Source organism: Nitrospirota bacterium (assembly GCA_030684575.1).
Taxonomy (GTDB): domain Bacteria; phylum Nitrospirota; class Nitrospiria; order Nitrospirales; family Nitrospiraceae; genus Palsa-1315.
The window spans coordinates 243,550-262,891 of sequence record JAUXVD010000008.1 but is presented as its reverse complement, the minus strand read 5'-3'; the positions used below and the strand labels follow the sequence as shown (position 1 = coordinate 262,891).

19 protein-coding genes are annotated in these 19,342 nt (G+C 58.2%); all 19 read right to left on the bottom strand.

Features of this window, described 5'->3' with window-relative positions; all coding sequences use genetic code 11:
• Positions 1 to 53: 53 nt before the first annotated feature.
• The 19 genes from Q8N00_04400 to Q8N00_04310 all read right to left on the bottom strand — a co-directional run bounded on the left by Q8N00_04400 (position 54) and on the right by Q8N00_04310 (position 19,257).
• Positions 54 to 527 carry a hypothetical protein gene (locus Q8N00_04400; GenBank protein ID MDP2382022.1) on the bottom strand — a complete coding sequence of 158 codons (474 nt, stop codon included), beginning with the start codon at positions 525 to 527 and terminating at the stop codon, positions 54 to 56.
• A complete protein-coding gene (locus Q8N00_04395; GenBank protein MDP2382021.1) occupies positions 524 to 904 on the bottom strand; it encodes a cytochrome c in 381 nt (126 codons plus the stop codon). The genes Q8N00_04400 and Q8N00_04395 overlap by 4 nt, the downstream gene beginning before the upstream one ends.
• Before the next feature lie 509 nt (positions 905 to 1,413).
• The gene (locus Q8N00_04390) at positions 1,414 to 1,845 is read right to left on the bottom strand and encodes a hypothetical protein (GenBank protein ID MDP2382020.1); all 432 of its coding nucleotides are present in this window, start codon (positions 1,843 to 1,845) and stop codon (positions 1,414 to 1,416) included.
• Positions 1,796 to 2,530, bottom strand: coding sequence for a DUF433 domain-containing protein (locus Q8N00_04385; protein MDP2382019.1), 735 nt, complete (start codon positions 2,528 to 2,530; stop codon positions 1,796 to 1,798). The genes Q8N00_04390 and Q8N00_04385 overlap by 50 nt, the downstream gene beginning before the upstream one ends.
• Before the next feature lie 263 nt (positions 2,531 to 2,793).
• Entirely contained in the window at positions 2,794 to 3,228 is a 435-nt protein-coding gene (locus Q8N00_04380; GenBank protein MDP2382018.1) for an OsmC family protein, read from the bottom strand.
• 214 nt (positions 3,229 to 3,442) lie between these two features.
• Positions 3,443 to 5,962: a magnesium-translocating P-type ATPase gene (gene mgtA / locus Q8N00_04375; protein MDP2382017.1), complete on the bottom strand. Its 2,520-nt coding sequence runs from the start codon at positions 5,960 to 5,962 to the stop codon at positions 3,443 to 3,445.
• Positions 5,963 to 5,994: 32 nt separating this feature from the next.
• On the bottom strand, positions 5,995 to 6,174 hold the full coding sequence (locus tag Q8N00_04370) for a hypothetical protein (GenBank protein MDP2382016.1): 180 nt from the start codon (positions 6,172 to 6,174) through the stop codon (positions 5,995 to 5,997).
• Between the two features lie 35 nt (positions 6,175 to 6,209).
• The gene (locus Q8N00_04365; GenBank protein ID MDP2382015.1) at positions 6,210 to 6,614 is read right to left on the bottom strand and encodes a hypothetical protein; all 405 of its coding nucleotides are present in this window, start codon (positions 6,612 to 6,614) and stop codon (positions 6,210 to 6,212) included.
• Positions 6,615 to 8,990, bottom strand: coding sequence for a phosphoketolase family protein (locus tag Q8N00_04360; GenBank protein ID MDP2382014.1), 2,376 nt, complete (start codon positions 8,988 to 8,990; stop codon positions 6,615 to 6,617). It abuts the gene before it with no gap.
• A 7-nt stretch (positions 8,991 to 8,997) separates the two neighbouring features.
• Positions 8,998 to 10,218 carry an acetate/propionate family kinase gene (locus Q8N00_04355; protein MDP2382013.1) on the bottom strand — a complete coding sequence of 407 codons (1,221 nt, stop codon included), beginning with the start codon at positions 10,216 to 10,218 and terminating at the stop codon, positions 8,998 to 9,000.
• Between the two features lie 132 nt (positions 10,219 to 10,350).
• Complete coding sequence (locus Q8N00_04350; protein MDP2382012.1) at positions 10,351 to 10,827, bottom strand: hypothetical protein; 477 nt, start codon at positions 10,825 to 10,827, stop codon at positions 10,351 to 10,353.
• Complete coding sequence (locus tag Q8N00_04345; protein MDP2382011.1) at positions 10,824 to 11,480, bottom strand: ABC-type transport auxiliary lipoprotein family protein; 657 nt, start codon at positions 11,478 to 11,480, stop codon at positions 10,824 to 10,826. Before Q8N00_04345 ends, Q8N00_04350 begins: the two co-directional genes overlap by 4 nt.
• A gap of 3 nt (positions 11,481 to 11,483) precedes the next feature.
• Positions 11,484 to 12,446, bottom strand: coding sequence for an MlaD family protein (locus tag Q8N00_04340; protein MDP2382010.1), 963 nt, complete (start codon positions 12,444 to 12,446; stop codon positions 11,484 to 11,486).
• A gap of 5 nt (positions 12,447 to 12,451) precedes the next feature.
• On the bottom strand, positions 12,452 to 13,240 hold the full coding sequence (locus tag Q8N00_04335) for an ATP-binding cassette domain-containing protein (protein ID MDP2382009.1): 789 nt from the start codon (positions 13,238 to 13,240) through the stop codon (positions 12,452 to 12,454).
• A 44-nt stretch (positions 13,241 to 13,284) separates the two neighbouring features.
• Complete coding sequence (locus Q8N00_04330) at positions 13,285 to 14,412, bottom strand: MlaE family lipid ABC transporter permease subunit (protein MDP2382008.1); 1,128 nt, start codon at positions 14,410 to 14,412, stop codon at positions 13,285 to 13,287.
• A gap of 13 nt (positions 14,413 to 14,425) precedes the next feature.
• Positions 14,426 to 16,231 (bottom strand): ATP-dependent zinc metalloprotease FtsH, encoded by a 1,806-nt coding sequence (gene ftsH, locus Q8N00_04325; GenBank protein MDP2382007.1) that lies wholly within the window; start codon positions 16,229 to 16,231, stop codon positions 14,426 to 14,428.
• A 467-nt stretch (positions 16,232 to 16,698) separates the two neighbouring features.
• Positions 16,699 to 17,748, bottom strand: a complete 1,050-nt coding sequence (locus Q8N00_04320; protein ID MDP2382006.1) for a DUF1207 domain-containing protein — start codon at positions 17,746 to 17,748, stop codon at positions 16,699 to 16,701.
• Positions 17,749 to 17,769: 21 nt separating this feature from the next.
• The gene (locus tag Q8N00_04315) at positions 17,770 to 17,916 is read right to left on the bottom strand and encodes a lmo0937 family membrane protein (GenBank protein ID MDP2382005.1); all 147 of its coding nucleotides are present in this window, start codon (positions 17,914 to 17,916) and stop codon (positions 17,770 to 17,772) included.
• Between the two features lie 618 nt (positions 17,917 to 18,534).
• Positions 18,535 to 19,257 carry a Crp/Fnr family transcriptional regulator gene (locus tag Q8N00_04310; protein MDP2382004.1) on the bottom strand — a complete coding sequence of 241 codons (723 nt, stop codon included), beginning with the start codon at positions 19,255 to 19,257 and terminating at the stop codon, positions 18,535 to 18,537.
• Positions 19,258 to 19,342: the final 85 nt, after the last annotated feature.

Here is a 19,342-nt window from a genome sequence, read left to right as displayed (position 1 = left end):
TCATTTCCCCGGATGAACTCTCATGCTGACAGCTGAATGCTGACCGATACCTGCTACTTATCCACTCCGAATCGATACATGTCATGGCACGTCGTGCAGCGGGCCGTCATGCTGGAGAGGCGCTGGAGAATCTGTTGCGGGGACTCTTTCTGGACGACCGCATCCGCGAGGGCATCCATATCTCTATGGATCGACATGCCCATTTGCTTGAAGGGAAGCGGCAGCTTCTCCATGAGGGCCGGATTCACATCCGCCGCCATGCCCATTCCCGCCGAACGTGCCGCCTGTTCCATCTGCGTCCGATCCACCGCCTGATCCTGTCCGGCCAAACCTGTGATCACACCATGGACCGCCTTCAGGAGCATTCGCATCTCGCCCAGGATCAAGTCACGCTCTACCGGTGCTAAGACGATTTGCGTTCGCCCATCCGTGCCAGGCACCGTCCATCCCCGCACAAAGAACCATCCACCAGCCACGATCGTCACGACCCACAGACCCAACATGATTCGGCAGAATATCGATCTCATCGGAGCCCGCTTCCCATGCCGCCGGCTGCGTCAGGAGCGAGCGTCCTGACATAGGCAAGCACGTCCCAAATTTCATCGTCCGTGAGTGCTTCTCTCCAGGCCCCCATTGCTGTATTTTTCTTGCCGTCATGCACGCTCTTAAATAACCTCGCATCCAGCTTCCCTTGAATGGCCGGGGATGTGAGGTCGGCGACCGGAGGCGTAAACTTCATCTGGCCCTCTCCCTTTCCATCGATTCCATGACAACGGAGACAAATCGTCGAAAAAATCACTCTGCCGCTGAGCACATCCCGCTCCGGCTGAGACTGGTTCAAGTCTTTCAGGCTTGCGCCCCCGGCAAAAGCCAAGACCACGGCTCCGATCAGTACAGCTTTCATTTCGTTGCCTCCCTGCCTTCCTATCCGTTGAATAGCATTGCGAGTGAGATGCCAGGCAAGCACGGCCAAGTGTGCTGGGTAAACATGCAAACAAACAATGAGTTAAGAGAGGAGAACGAAAGATGGCGAGGGCTGAGCGCCGCAAGTGTCGAGAAAGACCCCGTTGGAAATCTGAGCACTGTCGCAAGATGCTACAGCCAGGGAACCGTCACACGTCATTCGTCGTAACGACTCAGGTAGATAGGCTGAAGGCTTTTAGTCTTCAGTCTGAACACCGCGGTACTTACCGATTCGTCAATCGGCTCATCCTTCGACAATCGTGGGCTGGGACTGGCTCCACTTTCGAGCAGTCCATGCCCCCTCCAAGCTCGCTCGTCACCTCTCAGGGATGGGGGCTGATTGATCTTCCACTGCGCGCGTCCAACGAAAGCTGGCCTATCTGGTTTGTCTGGTTGGCCGGACTGGAAATTCAACCAGATGAACCTGAAAGACCAGATGAACGATCTGACTCATTGAAAGAGCAGCGAGACGGAGCCGTCCTTTGCGACCTTGGCGATGAACGGTTTTGTGTGGTTCTTCAAAAACCTGGTGATGCGGGGAAGTGCCTTGACGAAGATCTGAGCCATTTCTTCGCCTTGCAGATCGCCTGATGTGAGGATGAATGCCGCTACGCCTGCCTTCATGAGCGCCAGCCGTTCAACATGTCGATACCGGATGCGATGGTCTTTGGTCAGGACAATCCAGCCACGCTGTCCGGCCTCGGCAAGCCAGTCTTCATCCTTGGCATCGGGGGGAAAGTGATCGTCGTGGATGTGGAGCGTGGCGCCAGCCTGGCGGAGCGCTGTAGCCACGCGGTTCTTCCCCAGAGAACGGTCGAGGAAGAAGACGGGTTCAGGCCGCTTCGACGGAGAGTTCGCATCTGATGGCTTCTTCGATTTCAAGCCGCCGCCGTCCATAATCGTCTGCCAAGTCGTCCACAGATTCACCGGCCTTATAGCGCTCGGCAATCACGGCCGTTGGAATGCCGGTGCCTGCCAGCACAGGCCGGCCAAAGGATACTTGTGGATCAATCACGACGGCCCTAGGCTCTTCTTGGAGGTCGCGTTTCCGCGTGAACGGATACAGTCTGACCGGGATGCCCTTGAGATCTCGTTCGATTCGATGGAGGTGCGCCTGGAGGACTTCCTGGATGGCCAATTGTCCTTCTTGAGAGATATTGATCAATTGACTGAATTTCTTGATGAAGAGGTTCAATCCATCGGTGACGAATTCCTGATCGGCCAAGGGATGCCTCGACGGAAATTGCTTCGAGAGGTAGTTCATCGCAGTTCTGACTTTTTCTAATGGGATGTCATGCTGGCGGCGAATGGCATCCAGAACATGGATCTCCACGAGGTTCATGAAGGAGAGCAACTTCATGGCTGGATCGGGCACCTGGATGATCGGCCTGGAGAAGCGCATGCCGGTAGTGCTGTGGTAATGCCGGCCTGAAACCCAGTCCCGGATGGTCGTGCGTGGAATGCGCAGATAATGTGCGGCTTCCATGACGCCATAGGACGCCACTTCTCGCGCATCAAAATGTTTGTCGAACGCTGTAGCCTTCTGTTTCATACGATTGGTAGGCACTGTATCGCTCTCTTCATGACCGGTCAAGTAGCGAGAAGCTGAATGCAACGAATCGGGAGCCCTTTCTCGCCGGAGTGCCCAAGTTATCCTTCACCGCGCGCATCGAGCGACCACACTTTATAATGCTCCCTCCAAGCTCGCTCGTGTACGTTGCTCTAGGATGGCCCGGATGAGTCCCCCACTGCGCGCGTCCAACGAGGGGAGCCCGCGACCGCGCGTTGCGCGAGCACAGGGGACTCACCGGGCCATCCCTCCCTTCCCTGTTATCGGATGGTCGGCTCCAAGCTGACTTTGGCCTTCATCGAATTGGAAATCAGACAGTTCGCCTCGGCTTTCTCGATCAGCTCCTTCGCTTTAGTCGCATCGCCGTTGGCTGGGAGCATGATGGTTGGCTTTAACGTGATGGTCGTGAATTGAAACTTCCCCTCGACCAATTCCAACTTTCCTTCAGCCTGGCTCTCGTAGGAGGTAAAGACCAGACCTGCCCGCTCCGCCACCGATAGGAACGTCGTCATCAGACAGATATTGGCAGACGCGACGAAGAGATCCTCCGGCGACCAGATGCCCTCGTGTCCCTTGAACTCCGGCGGCGTCGCAACTTGAATATCAAGCTTGCCGGAACAGGAGATGATTCCCTTCCGCTGCTCTGTCCATTTCACCGCGGTGTGATAGGTATACGACTTCGGTCTTGTCTCCATGATTGCGTTCTCCCTCTCCAATTCATCCTATAACCCTTCACCGCATATCCCTCACTAGCAGGATGCTGAAAACATCCGCCAGTCTATCTGGTTCATCTGGTTTTTTGGTTGTACTAAACTAACCAGATAAACCAAATCAACCAGATGAACCAGACAGACGTGGCTTGTCTCAGCCGTACGCACCATCGAAGGGCAATAGCAGCGCAGGCCCTCGTCAATAAAGGACATGCCGGTAAAAGATCTTCTTGGCGAACTCGGCCGCTCCCACATAGGCGATCACGATGCAGAGCAAGGCGGCCAGGAACGATGCCGGTAACGGCACGAACCCCAGCGGCCCGCGTAGCGGCGTATAGGGCAACAGCAGCGTCAGTCCCACCACCGCGAGCGTTGCGGCCAACAAGCCCCGACTCGGCATGCTGCGCATAAAGGGCCGACGGCTCCGCACGACTAGCACGATGACCGAAGCGGAAATCACCGACTCCATAAACCACCCGGTTCTGAATTCCTCGACGCCGGCATGGAGGAACCAGAGCAGCACTCCGAACGTCAGATAGTCGAAGATGGAACTCACCAACCCGAACGTGAGCATGAATTTTCTGATGAACGCGATATTCCATCGCCTGGGCCGATCGATCAACTCCTCATCCACGCGATCACCGGCGATGGTCATTTCCGGAATGTCGGTCAGGAGATTGGTCAACAATATTTGCTTGGGCAGCAGGGGCAGAAAGGACAGAAAGAGCGAGGCCCCCGCCATGCTGAACATGTTGCCGAAATTTGCGCTGGTCGCCATAAAGACGTACTTCAACGTATTGGCGAAGGTCTTCCGCCCTTCCTGTACCCCCTCAACGAGGATGCTCAGATCTTTTTCCAGCAACACAATATCCGCCGCCTCTTTCGCCACATCCACCGCACTCTCGACGGATACGCCGACGTCCGCCGCATGTAATGCCGACGCATCGTTGATCCCATCGCCACCATAACCGACGACGTGACCTGCCTTCTTCAAGGCCAGGATGATCCGTTCTTTTTGATTCGGCTCGACCTCGGCAAACACATGGACGTCATTCACGCGCGACACCAACGCTTCGTCGCTCATCTGCCGCACATCCTCGCCGGTTAAGATTTGTCCATTCGACAAGCCGATCGCCTGCCCGACATGAGCCGCCACGAGGCGATTGTCGCCGGTCACGATCTTCAAGGTGACGCCCAGGCCCCTCAGACGACCGACTGTCTCCACCACCTCCGCTTTGATGGGATCTTCGAACACCAAGAATCCCATGAACGTCATGTCCCCCTCATCGTCCTTGGTGATACCCTCTCGTGCACCGACCTCGCGGGACGCAAGCCCGAGCACCCGCCAGCCCTGGCCGGCCCACTGCGCCATCTGCGATTGAATGATTTCCTGCACGGCAGCCAACTCGACCAAGCTGCCGTCCGCAGCCTCGGCGGTCGAACAGACCGCCAGCACATTCGCTAGCGCCCCCTTGGTCACCATGAGATGCGCGGTCGGCGTCGCAACCAACACAGACAACCGTTTGCGGACGAAGTCGTAGGGCTCTTCATCCAATTTCCGATAGGGGGAGAGGTCAAACGGTCGAGCGGTGCGAATGGCTTCGTCGATCGGGTTATGAAATCCGGTTTCGAAACTCGCATTCAGCGCGCCATGCAAGAACACCCGTTCGCTCGGATGGCCTGCGATATCGCAGGCGGCCTTCATCCGGACGAGCCCTTCGGTCAGGGTGCCGGTCTTGTCCGAACAGAAGACGGTCATGCTGCCGAAGTTTTCGATCGAGGCCAATCGCTTGACGATCACTTTCTTCTGCGCCATACGCTTGGCTCCATGGGCCAAATTGATGCTGATGATGGCCGGCAACAGCTGCGGGGTAAGGCCCACCGCAAGGGCCAGGGAGAAGAGAAAGGCTTCGAGCACGGGCCTGGCCAGGTAGACGTTGACCGCAAAGATGGCGACGACCAACACGACGGTCACTTCCAGGAGCAGATAGCCGAACTGCCTGATGCCTCGCTCGAACTCCGTCTCCGGAGGCCTGAGTTGCAACCGGCCCGAGACCTTTCCGAATACCGTGTCCAACCCGATGTGCACCACGACCGCCGTGCTGTTTCCGCTGACGACGTGGGTCCCGAGAAAGAGGCTGTTCGTCCGTTGGGCCAGGGGGAGGTCGTCCGCCAGGACCCCGCAGATTTTCTCGACCGGATAGGTCTCGCCCGTGAGCGTCGCCTCGTCTACGAACAGATCCTTCGATTCAAGCAGCAGACAATCGCCTGGAACCGTGTCGCCCGCTCTGAGCAGGACGACATCCCCCGGCACGACTTCGTCGACCGGCACCGCCATCGGTTTCCCATCACGCAACACGTCCGCTTTGACCTGTACGATCGCGAGCAGGCTGGTCACCGCTTGATTCGCGCTCCGTTCCTGCCAAAATCCGAGCAGCCCGCTGACAAGCACGATCATGAGAATGATCGCCGTGTCGCTCTGGTCCGCCAAAAAGAAGGCCAGCCCCGCGGCCACCAGGAGGATGAGGATGATCGGGCTGGTGAACTGCCGGAACAGCAGCTCGCAGGTGGACAACCGACTCTTCGGCTTCAAGAGCAGATGGGCATCGCGCAGATGACGCCGTCTCGCCTCATCGCCTGATAGTCCCTGGGGAACCGTTTCTAGCTGCTGGAGCACCTCGGCCGGTGAACGATTCCAAAAGGTAAAGGGCTGAGACATCGTTAGGGAATTCCTCTCGGGCAAGTGATGGCTCAGGCATTCAGCACCGTGTATACGCTCCCGAAAAATAAGGGGAACCTGATGGCGCGCTGAGCCCACCATTGGCGGTGCTGTATCAACACCGCAAAGGACAGGGCCAGGGATTCTCGCGACAGAATGAGCCCGATAACCGCGACACAAATGAAATTGGCCGTGAGGTAGTCAGAGCGCATCGCGTGATAGTCCCGCACCCCGTATGTCCAGTCTCTTAACGAACCTCGAATGTCTGGTGCAGTCTCCCCTTCTTCTTCCCCGTCGAACATTGCAGAGAAAGTGCCCACGGGCCTTTGGTGCTTTTGGGATCGACAGGCCAGGACCAGCTGGTCTTCCCTTCACGGTCCATATTCTTGAGGGCCAGCTTCCCGCGATCGTTCGAATTCGACTCACTGTGCCTGTTGCCGAGGCACATGGCTCCGACCTCCGTCTTGATGGCCAAGGCTCCCTGTTCCCCCGCCGCCACCGGATTCGTCAACATGACCACGGTGATCGCCAGATCCTCCACCGCGGCTACCGTATGCGAGGGTCCACCACCAGGCACAGACCTACTAGCATGCCGATGAATGTCCCTGTCCCGGCTTTCATAGGCTTCTCCTTTCTTTCCGTGAATGAGCACTCATCTCCGTCGCCCCTGCCACTTCCAATTCCGAATCTCCGGCATGTCTTCACCATATTTCGCGATGTATTGTTTGTGTTCGAAGCGTTTGTCCCGGAGCGCCTGTTTGGCATAGTCCGCACGGGAGCCGTGCAGCGGTATCCGATCAATGACGTCAGCGACCAGGTGAAACCGATCGAGGTCGTTCATCACCACCATATCGAACGGAGTCGAGGTCGTCCCTTCCTCCTTGTACCCGCGCACGTGCAGATTCTTGTGGTTGGTCCGCCGGTAGGTCAGCCGGTGGATCAACCAGGGATAGCCGTGGAAAGCGAAGATGATCGGCTTGTCTGTCGTGAATAGGGCATCGAAGTCCTTGTCGGACAATCCGTTCGGATGCTCACGGGGCGGTTGCAGCTTCATGAGATCGACAATGTTGACCACACGCACCTTGACGTCTGGCAGATAGGCCTGCAGCAACGACACGGCCGCCAGCGTTTCCAGCGTGGGCACGTCGCCGCAGCAGGCCATCACGACATCCGGCTCGCTGTTTCTATCGTTGCTTGCCCATTCCCAGATGCCGATGCCGGCCGCGCAATGTTTAATCGCCTCCTCCATATTGAGCCACTGAGGCGCCGGTTGTTTGCCTGCAACAATGACGTTCACCTTGTTACGGCTGCGCAGACAATGGTCGGTGACGGACAAGAGCGTATTGGCGTCGGGCGGAAGATAGACCCGGATCACTTCGGCCTTCTTATTCACCACATGGTCGATGAACCCCGGGTCCTGGTGGCTGAACCCGTTGTGATCCTGCCGCCAGACGTGGGAGGACAGGAGATAATTCAACGAGGCGATCGGTCTCCGCCACGGGATGTGGCCGCAGACCTTCAGCCACTTGGCATGCTGGTTGAACATGGAATCGATGATGTGAATGAACGCCTCGTAGCAGGAGAAGAATCCGTGCCGGCCGGTCAAGAGATACCCTTCCAGCCAGCCCTGGCACTGGTGCTCGCTGAGCATCTCCATGACCCGGCCGTCCGGGGCGAGGTGGTCGTCGTAGGGATAACGATCCGCCATCCATGTGCGGTTGGTCACCTCCAATGCATCCTGCCAGCGGTTTGAGTTGTTCTCGTCAGGACTGAAGAGGCGGAAGTTCCGGCTCTCCATATTCAACTGCATCGTGTCCCGCAGAAACTTCCCCATCACGCGAGTCGATTCGACTTCAAGGGCGCCCGGCTTCCTGACCTTGACGGCATAGTCGCGGAAATCCGGCAGACGTAGATCCCTGAGCAACAGGCCGCCGTTGGCATGAGTATTCGCACTCATGCGACGGGCGCCCTTGGGCGCCAGTTCGGCCAATGCAGGTTTGAATGCTCCTGTCTTCGTAAACAGCTCTTCAGGCTTGTAGCTTTTCATCCATTGTTCGAGGATCTTGATGTGCGCCGGTTTATCCATGTCGCCCATCGGCACTTGATGTGAACGCCAGTAGTCTTCGGTCCGCTTACCATCGACCTCCTTCGGACCGGTCCAGCCCTTGGGCGTCCGGAGCACAATCATGGGCCAGAGCGGACGCTTCTTGACCCCGTCCCGTCGCGCGACAGCTTTGATACGCTGGATGTCCAGTACAACGGCATCGAGCGTCGAGGCCATGAGTTGATGCATTTTCCGGGGATCATGGCCTTCAACGAAATACGGGATATAGCCGTAGCCGCGGAAGAGGTGATCCAGCTCGTCATGACTGATACGGGCCAGGACCGTGGGATTCGCGATCTTGTAGCCGTTCAAATGGAGAATGGGCAGAACCACACCGTCCGTGAGGGGATTGAGAAATTTATTGGAATGCCAGCTTGTCGCCAGCGGGCCGGTTTCGGCTTCCCCATCACCGACGACGCAGGCAGCAATCAGATCCGGATTGTCGAATACGGCCCCGTACGCATGCGAGAGGGAATACCCCAACTCGCCGCCTTCGTGGATCGAGCCGGGGGTCTCGGGAGCCACGTGGCTGGGAATGCCGCCCGGGAAGGAAAACTGTTTGAACAGCCGCTTCATGCCCCGTTCATCCTGGGAGACGTTGGGATAGACCTCGCTGTAGGTGCCTTCGAGATAGGTGTTCGCCACGATCCCGGGCCCGCCATGGCCGGGCCCGGCGATATAGATCATGTTGAGATCCTGCTCCTTGATGACACGGTTCAAATGGACATAGATGAAGTTCAGCCCCGGCGTCGTCCCCCAATGGCCGAGCAGACGCGGCTTGATATGCGCGCGGGTCAGCGGCTTCTTCAGTAATGGATTGTCGTAGAGGTAAATTTGTCCGACGGACAGGTAATTGGCTGCGCGCCAATAGGCATCCATTGTCCTAAGCAGGTCCGGTTTCAACCGCGTTTGTATTTTCAGCATAGTTTCCTTACCCCTCCCGAGTATCCGCTGTGATCATATGAACGACGGATTGCGCAATCTCACGCTCCTCGTCTGTGTGGATGACGCGAACAGTCACTCGGCTGCCTTCTGTGGAAATGACGGCTTCACCGGCCCCGTTCCGAGTATCGTCAATGGTCATGCCGAGGAATTCTAAACCCTCACAGATCCGCGACCGGATGATCGCCGAGTTCTCCCCGATACCGCCGCTGAAGACAAGCATTTCCAACCCGCCCAACGCTGCGGCAAATGAACCGATCCACTTCTTGGCCTGGTAGCAGAAGCACGCCACGGCTTCAGCCGCTCGTATATCACTGTCCTCACAGGCAAGAAGGTCGCGAATATCGGAACTTGTCTCCGACAGCCCGAGCAGGCCTGATTGCTGATTGACCATCGTATGAAATTGCTCCACCGTCATGCCTTCCGTTCTCGACAAATAGGCCACCAAGCCTGGGTCGAGATCGCCTGAACGGGTGCTCATCGGCAATCCTGCCGTGGGCGTGAACCCCATGCTGGTATCGATGCTCCTGCCCCCGCGCACCGCCGCCATGCTCGCTCCATTTCCCAGATGGGCCAGAATGATCCGGCCCTGCGCCTCATGAGGCGCAAGCCGCCTGAGTTCCTCCATCAGGTAGGCATAGGAAAGTCCGTGAAACCCGTAGCGCTGCACGCCGGCCGCCTCGTACCGTCTGGGGATCGGCAAGAGGCGTGCGACGCGCGGCATGTCGCGGTGAAAAGCCGTGTCGAAGCAGGCGACTTGCGGGAGCGTTGGATACCGCCTGCCGAACGTCTCGATCAGTTCGATCTCCGCCGGCAGATGTTCCGGATCATAGGGACTGAGCCGGCGCAACTCGCCCAGGACTTCAGATGTAATCACCTGCGGCTCGCGATACCGATGACCTCCATGCACCACGCGATGCCCGATGGCCACGAGGCCTGCGATCCTTACTTGTTGTTCCAGCCAGGCGATGAGAGGATCGATAGAGTCCTTGTGATGCGCGGCCCGGATCGTCTTACGCTCGCTGGTTCCGTCGGCCACGTTCGTGAGGGTCAGCGTGCCCTCCGGGAACCCGATTCGATCGACCGTGCAGGACAAGACACGAGTGAGGGGAGGACCCACCTGGAAGAGCGAACACTTGAGGCTCGAGGATCCGCCATTGATCGTCAGGATATATCCATGAGCCTGCCGTCGGGAGTCGCGCAGGCTCACAGGACTCCTCGAAGAAACGGCGAAGAAACTGTTTCGGCATAGCCGCGCGTCGAGAGTCTGCACGTCTGGGACAGAGGTGCAGGGCTTGCCCTTCGTGCCGGTAGACTGCCTGCAGATTTCCTGAACATGTTCTTAACTCCAGGTCGAATGAACCCAGACACCCACGTAATGTGTAATCGCAATCACGCTGACCCCAATGACGACATGCTCCGCGATGACTGTCCAGGCCGGAATCTGTTGCGCCCGCGCCAGGAAATAGCTCAGCGACGCGAGCAACATGAGGCCCCATCCCACGCTCACCAGCATGGCCTCTTCTAAGGGCAACAGGAGCACCGGCACGACAAAGGTCAGCGCGATCAGAAACTTGGCCACAAACGCGGCGATCGTCGATTCCCAGATCTCCGCCACGTTCCCGTGATTCTTCGATTCCTCGGCAATATGGATACCCAGCGCATCGGACAGGGCATCGGCCACCGCGATCGTCACAATTCCGCCGATGACCGCGAGCCGCGAATGGGTCCCGGCATGCAGCCCGACCATGAGACCGAGCGTCGTGATCACCCCCGAGGTCAACCCAAAGCTGAAACCGGTCTTGAGCGATTGCTTCATCGTGAGCAGCCGCTTTCCTGGCTGCCCGCCACACAACCGCTGAGCCAACCGGCCACCTTCCTCAGCAGCAGATCGGCTGCCCGGTTTGCGGCGACCGCCCCACCGTACGCATCGTCGGTTGACGTCCCTTCAACCGCATCGAACAGGCGGGTGCCGAGCACCAGATATTCCGGCAGCTTGATCACTTGTACGCGCAACACAAGGCGCACCTGACTCGGTGTCTGCAGAAAGGTCTGTACGAGTTCCAACTGATCGATCTCCACACGATGGTCTCCGCGCACGGATGTCGGCACTGAGACAACGGCTCGCCAATAACCCGTCTGTTCCAACGCCTGAATCAGGAGAGGAGTCAACATCCTGGCCGGGGAGTCCGCCCATTGATGGGTCGCGTAATAGCGCACTTCATAGGGCCGTTGTGTATAGGCCATCCGCGGCGTCTCAAACCCCGGCTGCGCCACCGGCACATTGACGACGAGAGTCCCGGTTCCTGGTTTCCTTACCGGGGCAGCGGCCACCTCTGCCGAACGGTCCGAGCCCAGGATGAACGTATGGATCGGTTGCGCATCATGCGAGAGAGACAGACAGCCGGTCAGCGCCAGCGCGGCGAACCCGATTCCCATCCATGTCAAGAGCTGTCCCTGTATCGTCCTCATCGGCTACTCTCCCGGCCCCCGCTGAAGAGGCTTCTTCCCAAGGACGAGCGAATTCGGCTCCTGTTCAAGTTGCCGTGCCACTCGTTGCAACGTTCCCGTGAGCTGGCGCAGCTCTGTCACCAGCGCACCGGTCTCACTCAATGTCTGTCGGGTGAACTGCGCTATATCGGGGCGGCTCTCTTGCACGGCCGACCGCACAGATCGTCCCGTATGAGCCAATTCTTCGGTCATGGTTTGAAGCGCCGCCGCACTCTTGTTGACCCGCTCCAACAACGCCGGTACCTGTTTGTTCATGGTCTCGGTCATCTGTGCGACGTGCTCCGCTGCGTTCGAGGCGCTGACCAGGCCGCTGCCCACTCGCTCACTCTGATCTGCGACGGTGCGCGTAATATCCGACAGGTCTTTGAGAATCTGCTTGATGGTGGCGCGATTTTCTTCATCTACCACCGCCGTCGCGTTCTGACTGAGCACATTCACATTGGCGAGCAGCTTCGTCAGCCCCTGATCGGCGAGCAGGCGCGAGAGCGCCATGTCGAGGCGGAAGAACAGCGAAGGTCCGGTCTTGATGACCGGATAGTCCTGTCCCTGTTCCGCCTCCAACGCCGGAGACTCTCGACTCCCCCCCGTCAAATTGATGGTGGCGAGTCCGGTCAGCCCTTGCGTTTCGAGCACGGCCACCGTATCCGTTTTGATCGGTGTAGCACGGAGAATGTCGAGGGTCAGCCGAACCTCTTCAGGATTCTCCGGATTCAACTGGATGTTCTTCACACGCCCGACCTCGACTCCCCGATATTTCACCGTGGAATTGACGCTCAGCCCGGCCACAGATTCCTGCATGTAGCTGTAGTACCGGTCATAGACCCCACGGTAATCGGACTTCCCCAACCAGAGGACGACCAGCAGAATCGCCGCCCCTAAGACCGCGACAAAGGCTCCGACGACGACGTAATTGACCTTATTGTCCATACTCGCTACCCATGTTGCGCTTCCGCCGCGCGTCCGCGCGGGCCATGGAAATATTCGCGAACCATCGGGTCGGCCGAGCCCGACAATTCCTGCATACTCCCGACCCCCAGGACTACGCCATTGCCCAGCAACGCGACACGGTCTGAAATCCGCCAGAGCGAATCGAGATCGTGGGTCACCATCACCACTGTGAGCCCTAGTAAGGCTTTGAGTTGCAGCACCAGTTCATCGAACCCGGCCGCGATGATCGGATCCAAGCCGGCAGTCGGCTCATCGAGAAACAACACCTCCGGGTCCATCACGATGGCCCGTGCCAGGGCCGCGCGCCGCCTCATGCCGCCACTGAGTTCGTTCGGAAATTTCGCAACGCTGTCCGCAGGCAATCCCACCGAGGCAATTTTCAATGCGACGATGTCCTGAATGAGTTCAGGTTTCAGCTTCGTGTGCTCCTTGAGTGGCGCTGCGACATTCTCCTCCAGCGTCAGAGAACTGAACAAGGCGCCCTGCTGAAACATCACACCGAACCGGCGATAGACGTTTTGCGGATGCCCGTCCCCCAACAACCGGCTGTCGATCCCAAACAGGCTGGTCGAGCCTGAAGAGGGCGCATGCAATCCGACGATCTCCCGCATGAGTGTGGACTTGCCGCACCCGTTCCCTCCGGCGATGGCAAAGATCTCGCCCCGATAAATCGTCAAACTCACATCCTTGTGCACGACGGCCTGTCCAAACCTGGTGGCGACATGGCTGACCTCAATGACCGGCACAGTCTTCTCGTTCGCCACGATAGCCATTACCTGCAGTTCCTCTGCCTGCTCCAAGGGATGTTCAACATCCCTTACAAATCCCACCAGTTGAGCACAATGCTGCACATGGCATCGAACACGATGACCAGGAAGATACTCTGCACCACGCTGGTGGTCGTGTACCGCCCCACATCATCCACGCCCCCCCTGATCTGAAACCCCTGATAACAACCCACCAATGCAATGATCATCGCGAAGACAGGCGCCTTCACGATTCCGATGAGAAAATGACGTACCGCCACGGCCTCTTCAAAGCGTGAGACAAACTCGGTGAAACTGACATTGAGCAAATTCGACGCGATCAACATGCCACCGAATACGCCCAACCCGTCCGCGTAGACCGTCAGTAACGGCAGCGCGATCATCAGCGCGAAGACCCTTGGCAGGACCAGCAACTGCATCGGCGAGAGGCCTAACGTTTGGACCGCGTCCAGTTCCTCAGTCACCTTCATCGTGCCGATCTGCGCGGCATAGGCCGAACCGGAGCGGCCGGCGATCAAAATGGCAACGATCAACGGAGAGATCTCGCGCAGCAACGAAATCCCGACCAGATCCACCACGAAAATATTGGTGCCGAACTTCCGTAACTGCTCCGCCCCCTGATAGGAGATCACCACTCCGATCAGGAAGGCGAGAAGGCCCGTGATGGGCAGCGCATTGAATCCGTCCAGTTCGAGACTTCTGAACAGCGCCCGCCAACGAATGAGCGACGGATTCTTGAGCGCCCGCCACACCGCGACCGTGCTCTCACCGATAAACCCAAGCGCCGTCACCACGTGCCGGACGCGATCCTCGATGAATCGACTCAGCCGCTCCAGCCAGCCAGCTGTTGGCGACGGAGCCGCATCGATGCGATCCCAATTGGCCGACACCAGTTGAAGCAGCTCGGCGAACTCAGCACGCAACCCCTGGACCGACACCTGCCGCCCTTGGCGGCGGAGATGCGCCACCGTTCGGTACAACAGCACGGCTCCGCCCGTATCCATCGCTGTGACATGCCCCGCTTCGCACACCAGCTCTCTCGACCGTGGCCACGACAGGCTCTCCAGCTCTCGTTCAAGATCCAGTAGGTAGTCGAGTGTCCAGGGGCCGACACAATGCACGATCTGGTCGTGACCGATCGTGATGCCCGCTTGTTCCAATCGAGCGGCCGCCGACATAGCCGTCACACTCCTATGTGTCCATAATCGCTTTGAGTTCCGCCCCGGTGATCACCTCGCGCTCGAGCAACTGCTTCGCGCCTTCGAGGAGCGAGGCCTTCTGCTCCGCCAACAGCCGCTTCACCGACTCGTACTGCTCGTCGATGATCCGGCGGACTTCGCAGTCGATCTCACGGGCGGTCTCTTCCGAGTAGTCGCCTTTGTCCTGAGGCGCCTGGATCTGCATCAAAAACGGCTGGCGCTCACGATCGAGCGTGACCGTCCCCAGCTTGTCGCTCATCCCGTAGGACTTGACCATACTCTTGGCAATGTCCGTGGCCTTGACCAGGTCGTTCTGCGCTCCCGTGGAGGCCTCGCCAAACATCAACTCTTCCGCAATCCGCCCTCCGAGTAACACGGCGACCTTGTTCTCCAGCTCCGTCTTCGTCATGAGAAAACGATCCTCGGTCGGGAGCTGAAGGGTGTAGCCCAACGCGGCAATCCCGCGAGGAATGATCGAGATTTTCTGAATCGGGTCTGCCCCCGGGAACGACAGGGCCACCAACGCATGGCCCACTTCATGGTAGGCAACCCGTTCCTTCTCCATCTTGTTGAGCACCCGGTTTCGCTTCTCCAGCCCGGCCACGACCCGCTCGACCGCTTCTTGTAATTCCGTGAAGCCCACCTGTTCCTTGCCATGGCGAACGGTCAACAACGTCGCCTCGTTGATGATATTGGCGAGATCGGCGCCCGAGAAACCGGGGGTCATCGCGGCGATCACCTCAAGGTCCGCATCGGGGCTCATGACCACCTGCTTCGCATGGATACGCAAGATGGCCAGACGGCCGATCTTGTCCGCACGATCGACCAAGACTTGTCTGTCGAAGCGACCGGCCCGCAACAACGCGGGATCCAGAATCTCCGGCCTGTTGGTCGCCGCCATCAGAATGACGCCGATGCGGGGATCGAACCCGTCCATTTCAACGAGCAGCTGGTTCAAGGTCTGTTCGCGCTCCTCATGCGCCATCGGTCCCATCCCGCGCGCTTTTCCGATCGCATCCAGTTCATCGATGAAGATGATGCAGGGCGCTTTGACCTTCGCCTGCTCGAACAGGTCCCGCACGCGGGCCGCACCCACCCCCACAAACATTTCCACGAACTCGGACCCGCTGATGCTGAAAAAGGTCACGCCGGCCTCTCCGGCCACGGCGCGGGCCAGGAGCGTCTTGCCGGTTCCCGGCGGGCCGACGAGGAGGATGCCTTTCGGAATCTTTCCTCCGATTCGTGTGAACTTTTCAGGCGTCTTGAGAAATTCGATCACCTCGAGCAGTTCGTCCTTCGCCTCGTCCACGCCGGCCACATCCGCAAACGTGACCTTCGTGTCTTTCTCCGCATAGATCTTCGCCTTCGACCGCCCCACCGTCATGAACCCGCCCTGCCCCTGCCCTAAGCGACGAAAAATGAAAAACCAGATGCCGACGAAGACGACTGTCGGCAGCAGCCACGACATGAGGTCCTTCACAAACGTACTCTGAATCACGCCGGCGAACTTCACCTGATGCTCATTCAGCGCCTTGACAAGATCCGGATCCTCCACGCGGATCGTCGTGAACAACTTCCCGTCCTTGGCTCCTACTTCCGATTTCAGTTTCCCGGTCAAGGTCTGAGGCGAGACCGTCACTTCGGCCACTTTCCCGTCGGCCACGAGGGTCCTGAACTCGCTATAGGGAAGCTCTTCAATCTTCTGCATCGCCTGAATAAAATCGTGCACGAGGATGACCGCCCAAATGGCAAGAAAGACATACCAGATCGAAAAGGAGATTTTTTTATTCACGGGCATAGCCAGCACCTATCCTGAGAGAGCAGAGGGTAGAGACGCCCGCATAGTGCCACCCTCGCAACACAAGGCTAGGCGACCGCGTCGCAAGCAGATCTTTGCAAACCAAAGGCCGTTTGCCGCTCAAAACATCGCACATATTTTCACTGAGTTATTCAGCAGTTGAACCATTCAAGCGAGGAGATCATCCGCCATGTGGGGAGTCTTGCGACAGCACAAAAAACTCGCGCTGTAGCGGAAGGCTACAGTCGGTCTCATTGGCATTCAGGCAACAGCAACGGTAGGAAGCAACATACCCGCCCGCCGTACACCGTGGCGAACACTGTCTCTGCGCGATCGACACCAGAACACATCAAGCTCTGCGCCTTGAGAAAAATAGCGCATCAGATCGAACTGGATAGGTTGTGAGTCACTGGCTCACGATCACCCGTCTTGCTCCGAATGACCAGCGCCTCAGATTTCCGCCTGGCCTAGAAGGCCAGATACACACCGAGCCCCACGCTCTCAACCTTCTGCCCATAAAACTGTCCATAGGGATTATTGCCGTGATAGTAGTTGACGAGGATCCGGAACCGGCGAAGCGCTCCAGCCCGCGCAAATTCCAGCCCGCCCACGACATTCACGTTGAGGGTCCAATTCAATTGTTCGAACGATTTGAAATCCGCCCCGAGGACCGGAGTCATGACGAGCGGCCCACTCACGAATCGTTCAATCGGACCGCTGCTCCACGTCGGCCCTCGCAGTTCGACCCCGGCCTGCGCTTTCAACCGGTCCAGGGTGGCCGGCTCACGATGCACTAAGTATCCGCCACCGGCATAGAGGCGCCCCCAGCCGCCAGGAGCATCCATGGACAGAATCGCTTCCGCTTCTTCATAACTGAAATTCACCCGGCCGACTCCGGGATTATTCAGCACAAACTCATCGCCCAAGTGCGTGCTCTGATGAGAGAGGCGCACACGCGTCGAGAAGAGGCCGCTCCGCCAGGATAGGGGAATACCGACCACGTAATCGGCATTGATGAGGTCTGTGGACGGCGCATTCATATCGAATTGCGAGAAGACACCGGCCAAAATCCCCACCTGCCACCCGTTACAGCCGTCCCGGCTCGAATAGAATCCGAAGTTCTCTCCGAACCCGACCGAGCCCACCGTGGTCGAGGTCTTTGAGACTCGGTTCCTCGCGGCCTGTAAGCTCGCGAACGTCTGCGGCTGCTTCGGGTCCGCAAAGAGCGGACGGAACACATCGCCATCGGGGAACGGGATACTCGCCGTCGAACCAGATCCTTCTGCCGCTGAAGCCTGAGTAGCAGTCTCATAACGACAATCGACAGGAGGAGTCACCTTCTCGCCACCGGCCTCACCCGCCAGGGCCACCGCCCCTCCGGTCACCCACAGCACAGTTCCCATCATCAGCATCCAACAGACCTTCACCTGGATGGCTCGAAACGTATACACAGTCCCCACCGTGATCTCCCCCTTCATTCGAGCAGCTTGCGCATACCCCGCGACAGTTGTTGGCACTATTTTATCCCTTACGAGGCCCTATACACGTCGACCCTGAATGACACGAACCAGAATCACCACGATCGCAATCACCAAGAGGGCATGAATGAATCCGCCCATGGTGTACGAGCTGACAAGGCCCAAAATCCAGAGGACAACCAAAATAACCGCAATAGTCTCGAGCATGTTCTGTCTCCTTTTACCTCACATGAGCCATCCGAAAATCTGCAGTCCAGCCCAACCAGGCAAGAGCCGCGCCATTCATTGAGACGACTTTTTAAACCGTCACCTCCGGGGCTTGGGCATCGACCAGTGAACACCGAACCTTTCGATAGGGGGCGCTCCCCGCGCACAGCCTTCTGGGGCAGGACCCCGATACCTCTCATCGCACGATTGTCCTGCTGCCAGCGCTCGCTGATGTCCCACTCGGGCGACCAGGATGCCGCAATATGCCCCATCGGCCGATGAGGAACTGCTCAAAACAGCTCATATCTGAATAATAATGGTACTTCGGGAGCAACGTCAGGCAGGTTCCTGGCGAACCAGCTGACGCTGATGATGAACAGCGTGGCGGAGGACGATTTTGAAAAGGGAATTCTGCAGAGTCCGTAAGCGGCACTGTCGATCGACGTATAGAGGGATCGGCTTCCTGCTAACAGGTTGTTGATACATTGCCAGGCCATTGCGGGAATGCCATGCTAGAACAGTTGCCGATGGGGTCAGAATTCGTTGCAGGCTGTTCAGAAAGGCCGTCCAGCAAGCGGAGAGGCGAGAACGATGCTGGAGGCCTGTATCAACAGCCTGCTAATTGAGCAAGACGGCATTGAGGCGGGCCTTGTGCACACGCAAGCCGTCGGTGTACTCAATGAAGCCGAGCTTCTTGAACCGATTCATAAAGAAACTCACCCGCGACCGCGTGGTCCCGACCATTTCGGCCAACGTTTCCTGACTGATTTTGGGAATGACCGATACCAATTCATCGGCTTTCTCGAACGCAGCCAGGAGCAGCAGCGTCCGCGCCAGCCGCTTTTCGGCAGAATTAAAGAGTTGATCGAGCAAGTCCTCTTGAATGCGAAGGCTGCGCGTCAAGAGATGGGCCATGAACAGTTCGGAGAACGCCGGCTCGTTGTGGAGCACGTCGACCATCGCCTGTTTGTCGATCCGCACGATACGGGAATGGCCCATGGCCGTCGCCGTGGCCATGTACAGGAGTTGCCCCGCGAGACACCCCTCCCCGAAAAAGTTACCCGGTTCCAGGATCGCGACTACGGCCTCTTTCCCTTCCCGAGATACGACCGAGAGTTTGACCTGGCCCGTCTGGACGTAGAACACGGCGGTGGCCATCTCCCCTTGCGCAAAGAGCCGCTGGTGATCCTGGCATTGCAGCGTCGTGCGGCTGTCGCCGGCCTGTGCCAGAAAGGTCCGGGGATTGAATGGCGCCGCAATGGCGCTTCGGAGGGGCACCGTTCGAAGACGTCTCACGGTTGCGGGACGGGGTCTTGCGGAAAGCGAAGAAGTGGTAGTCATGACGGGAACTCCTTTTGGGTCGAATACACTCGTGATCTGCGTAACAGGATCGATCGTGCCGGTACTGGCCTACGTCAGGGTTTCA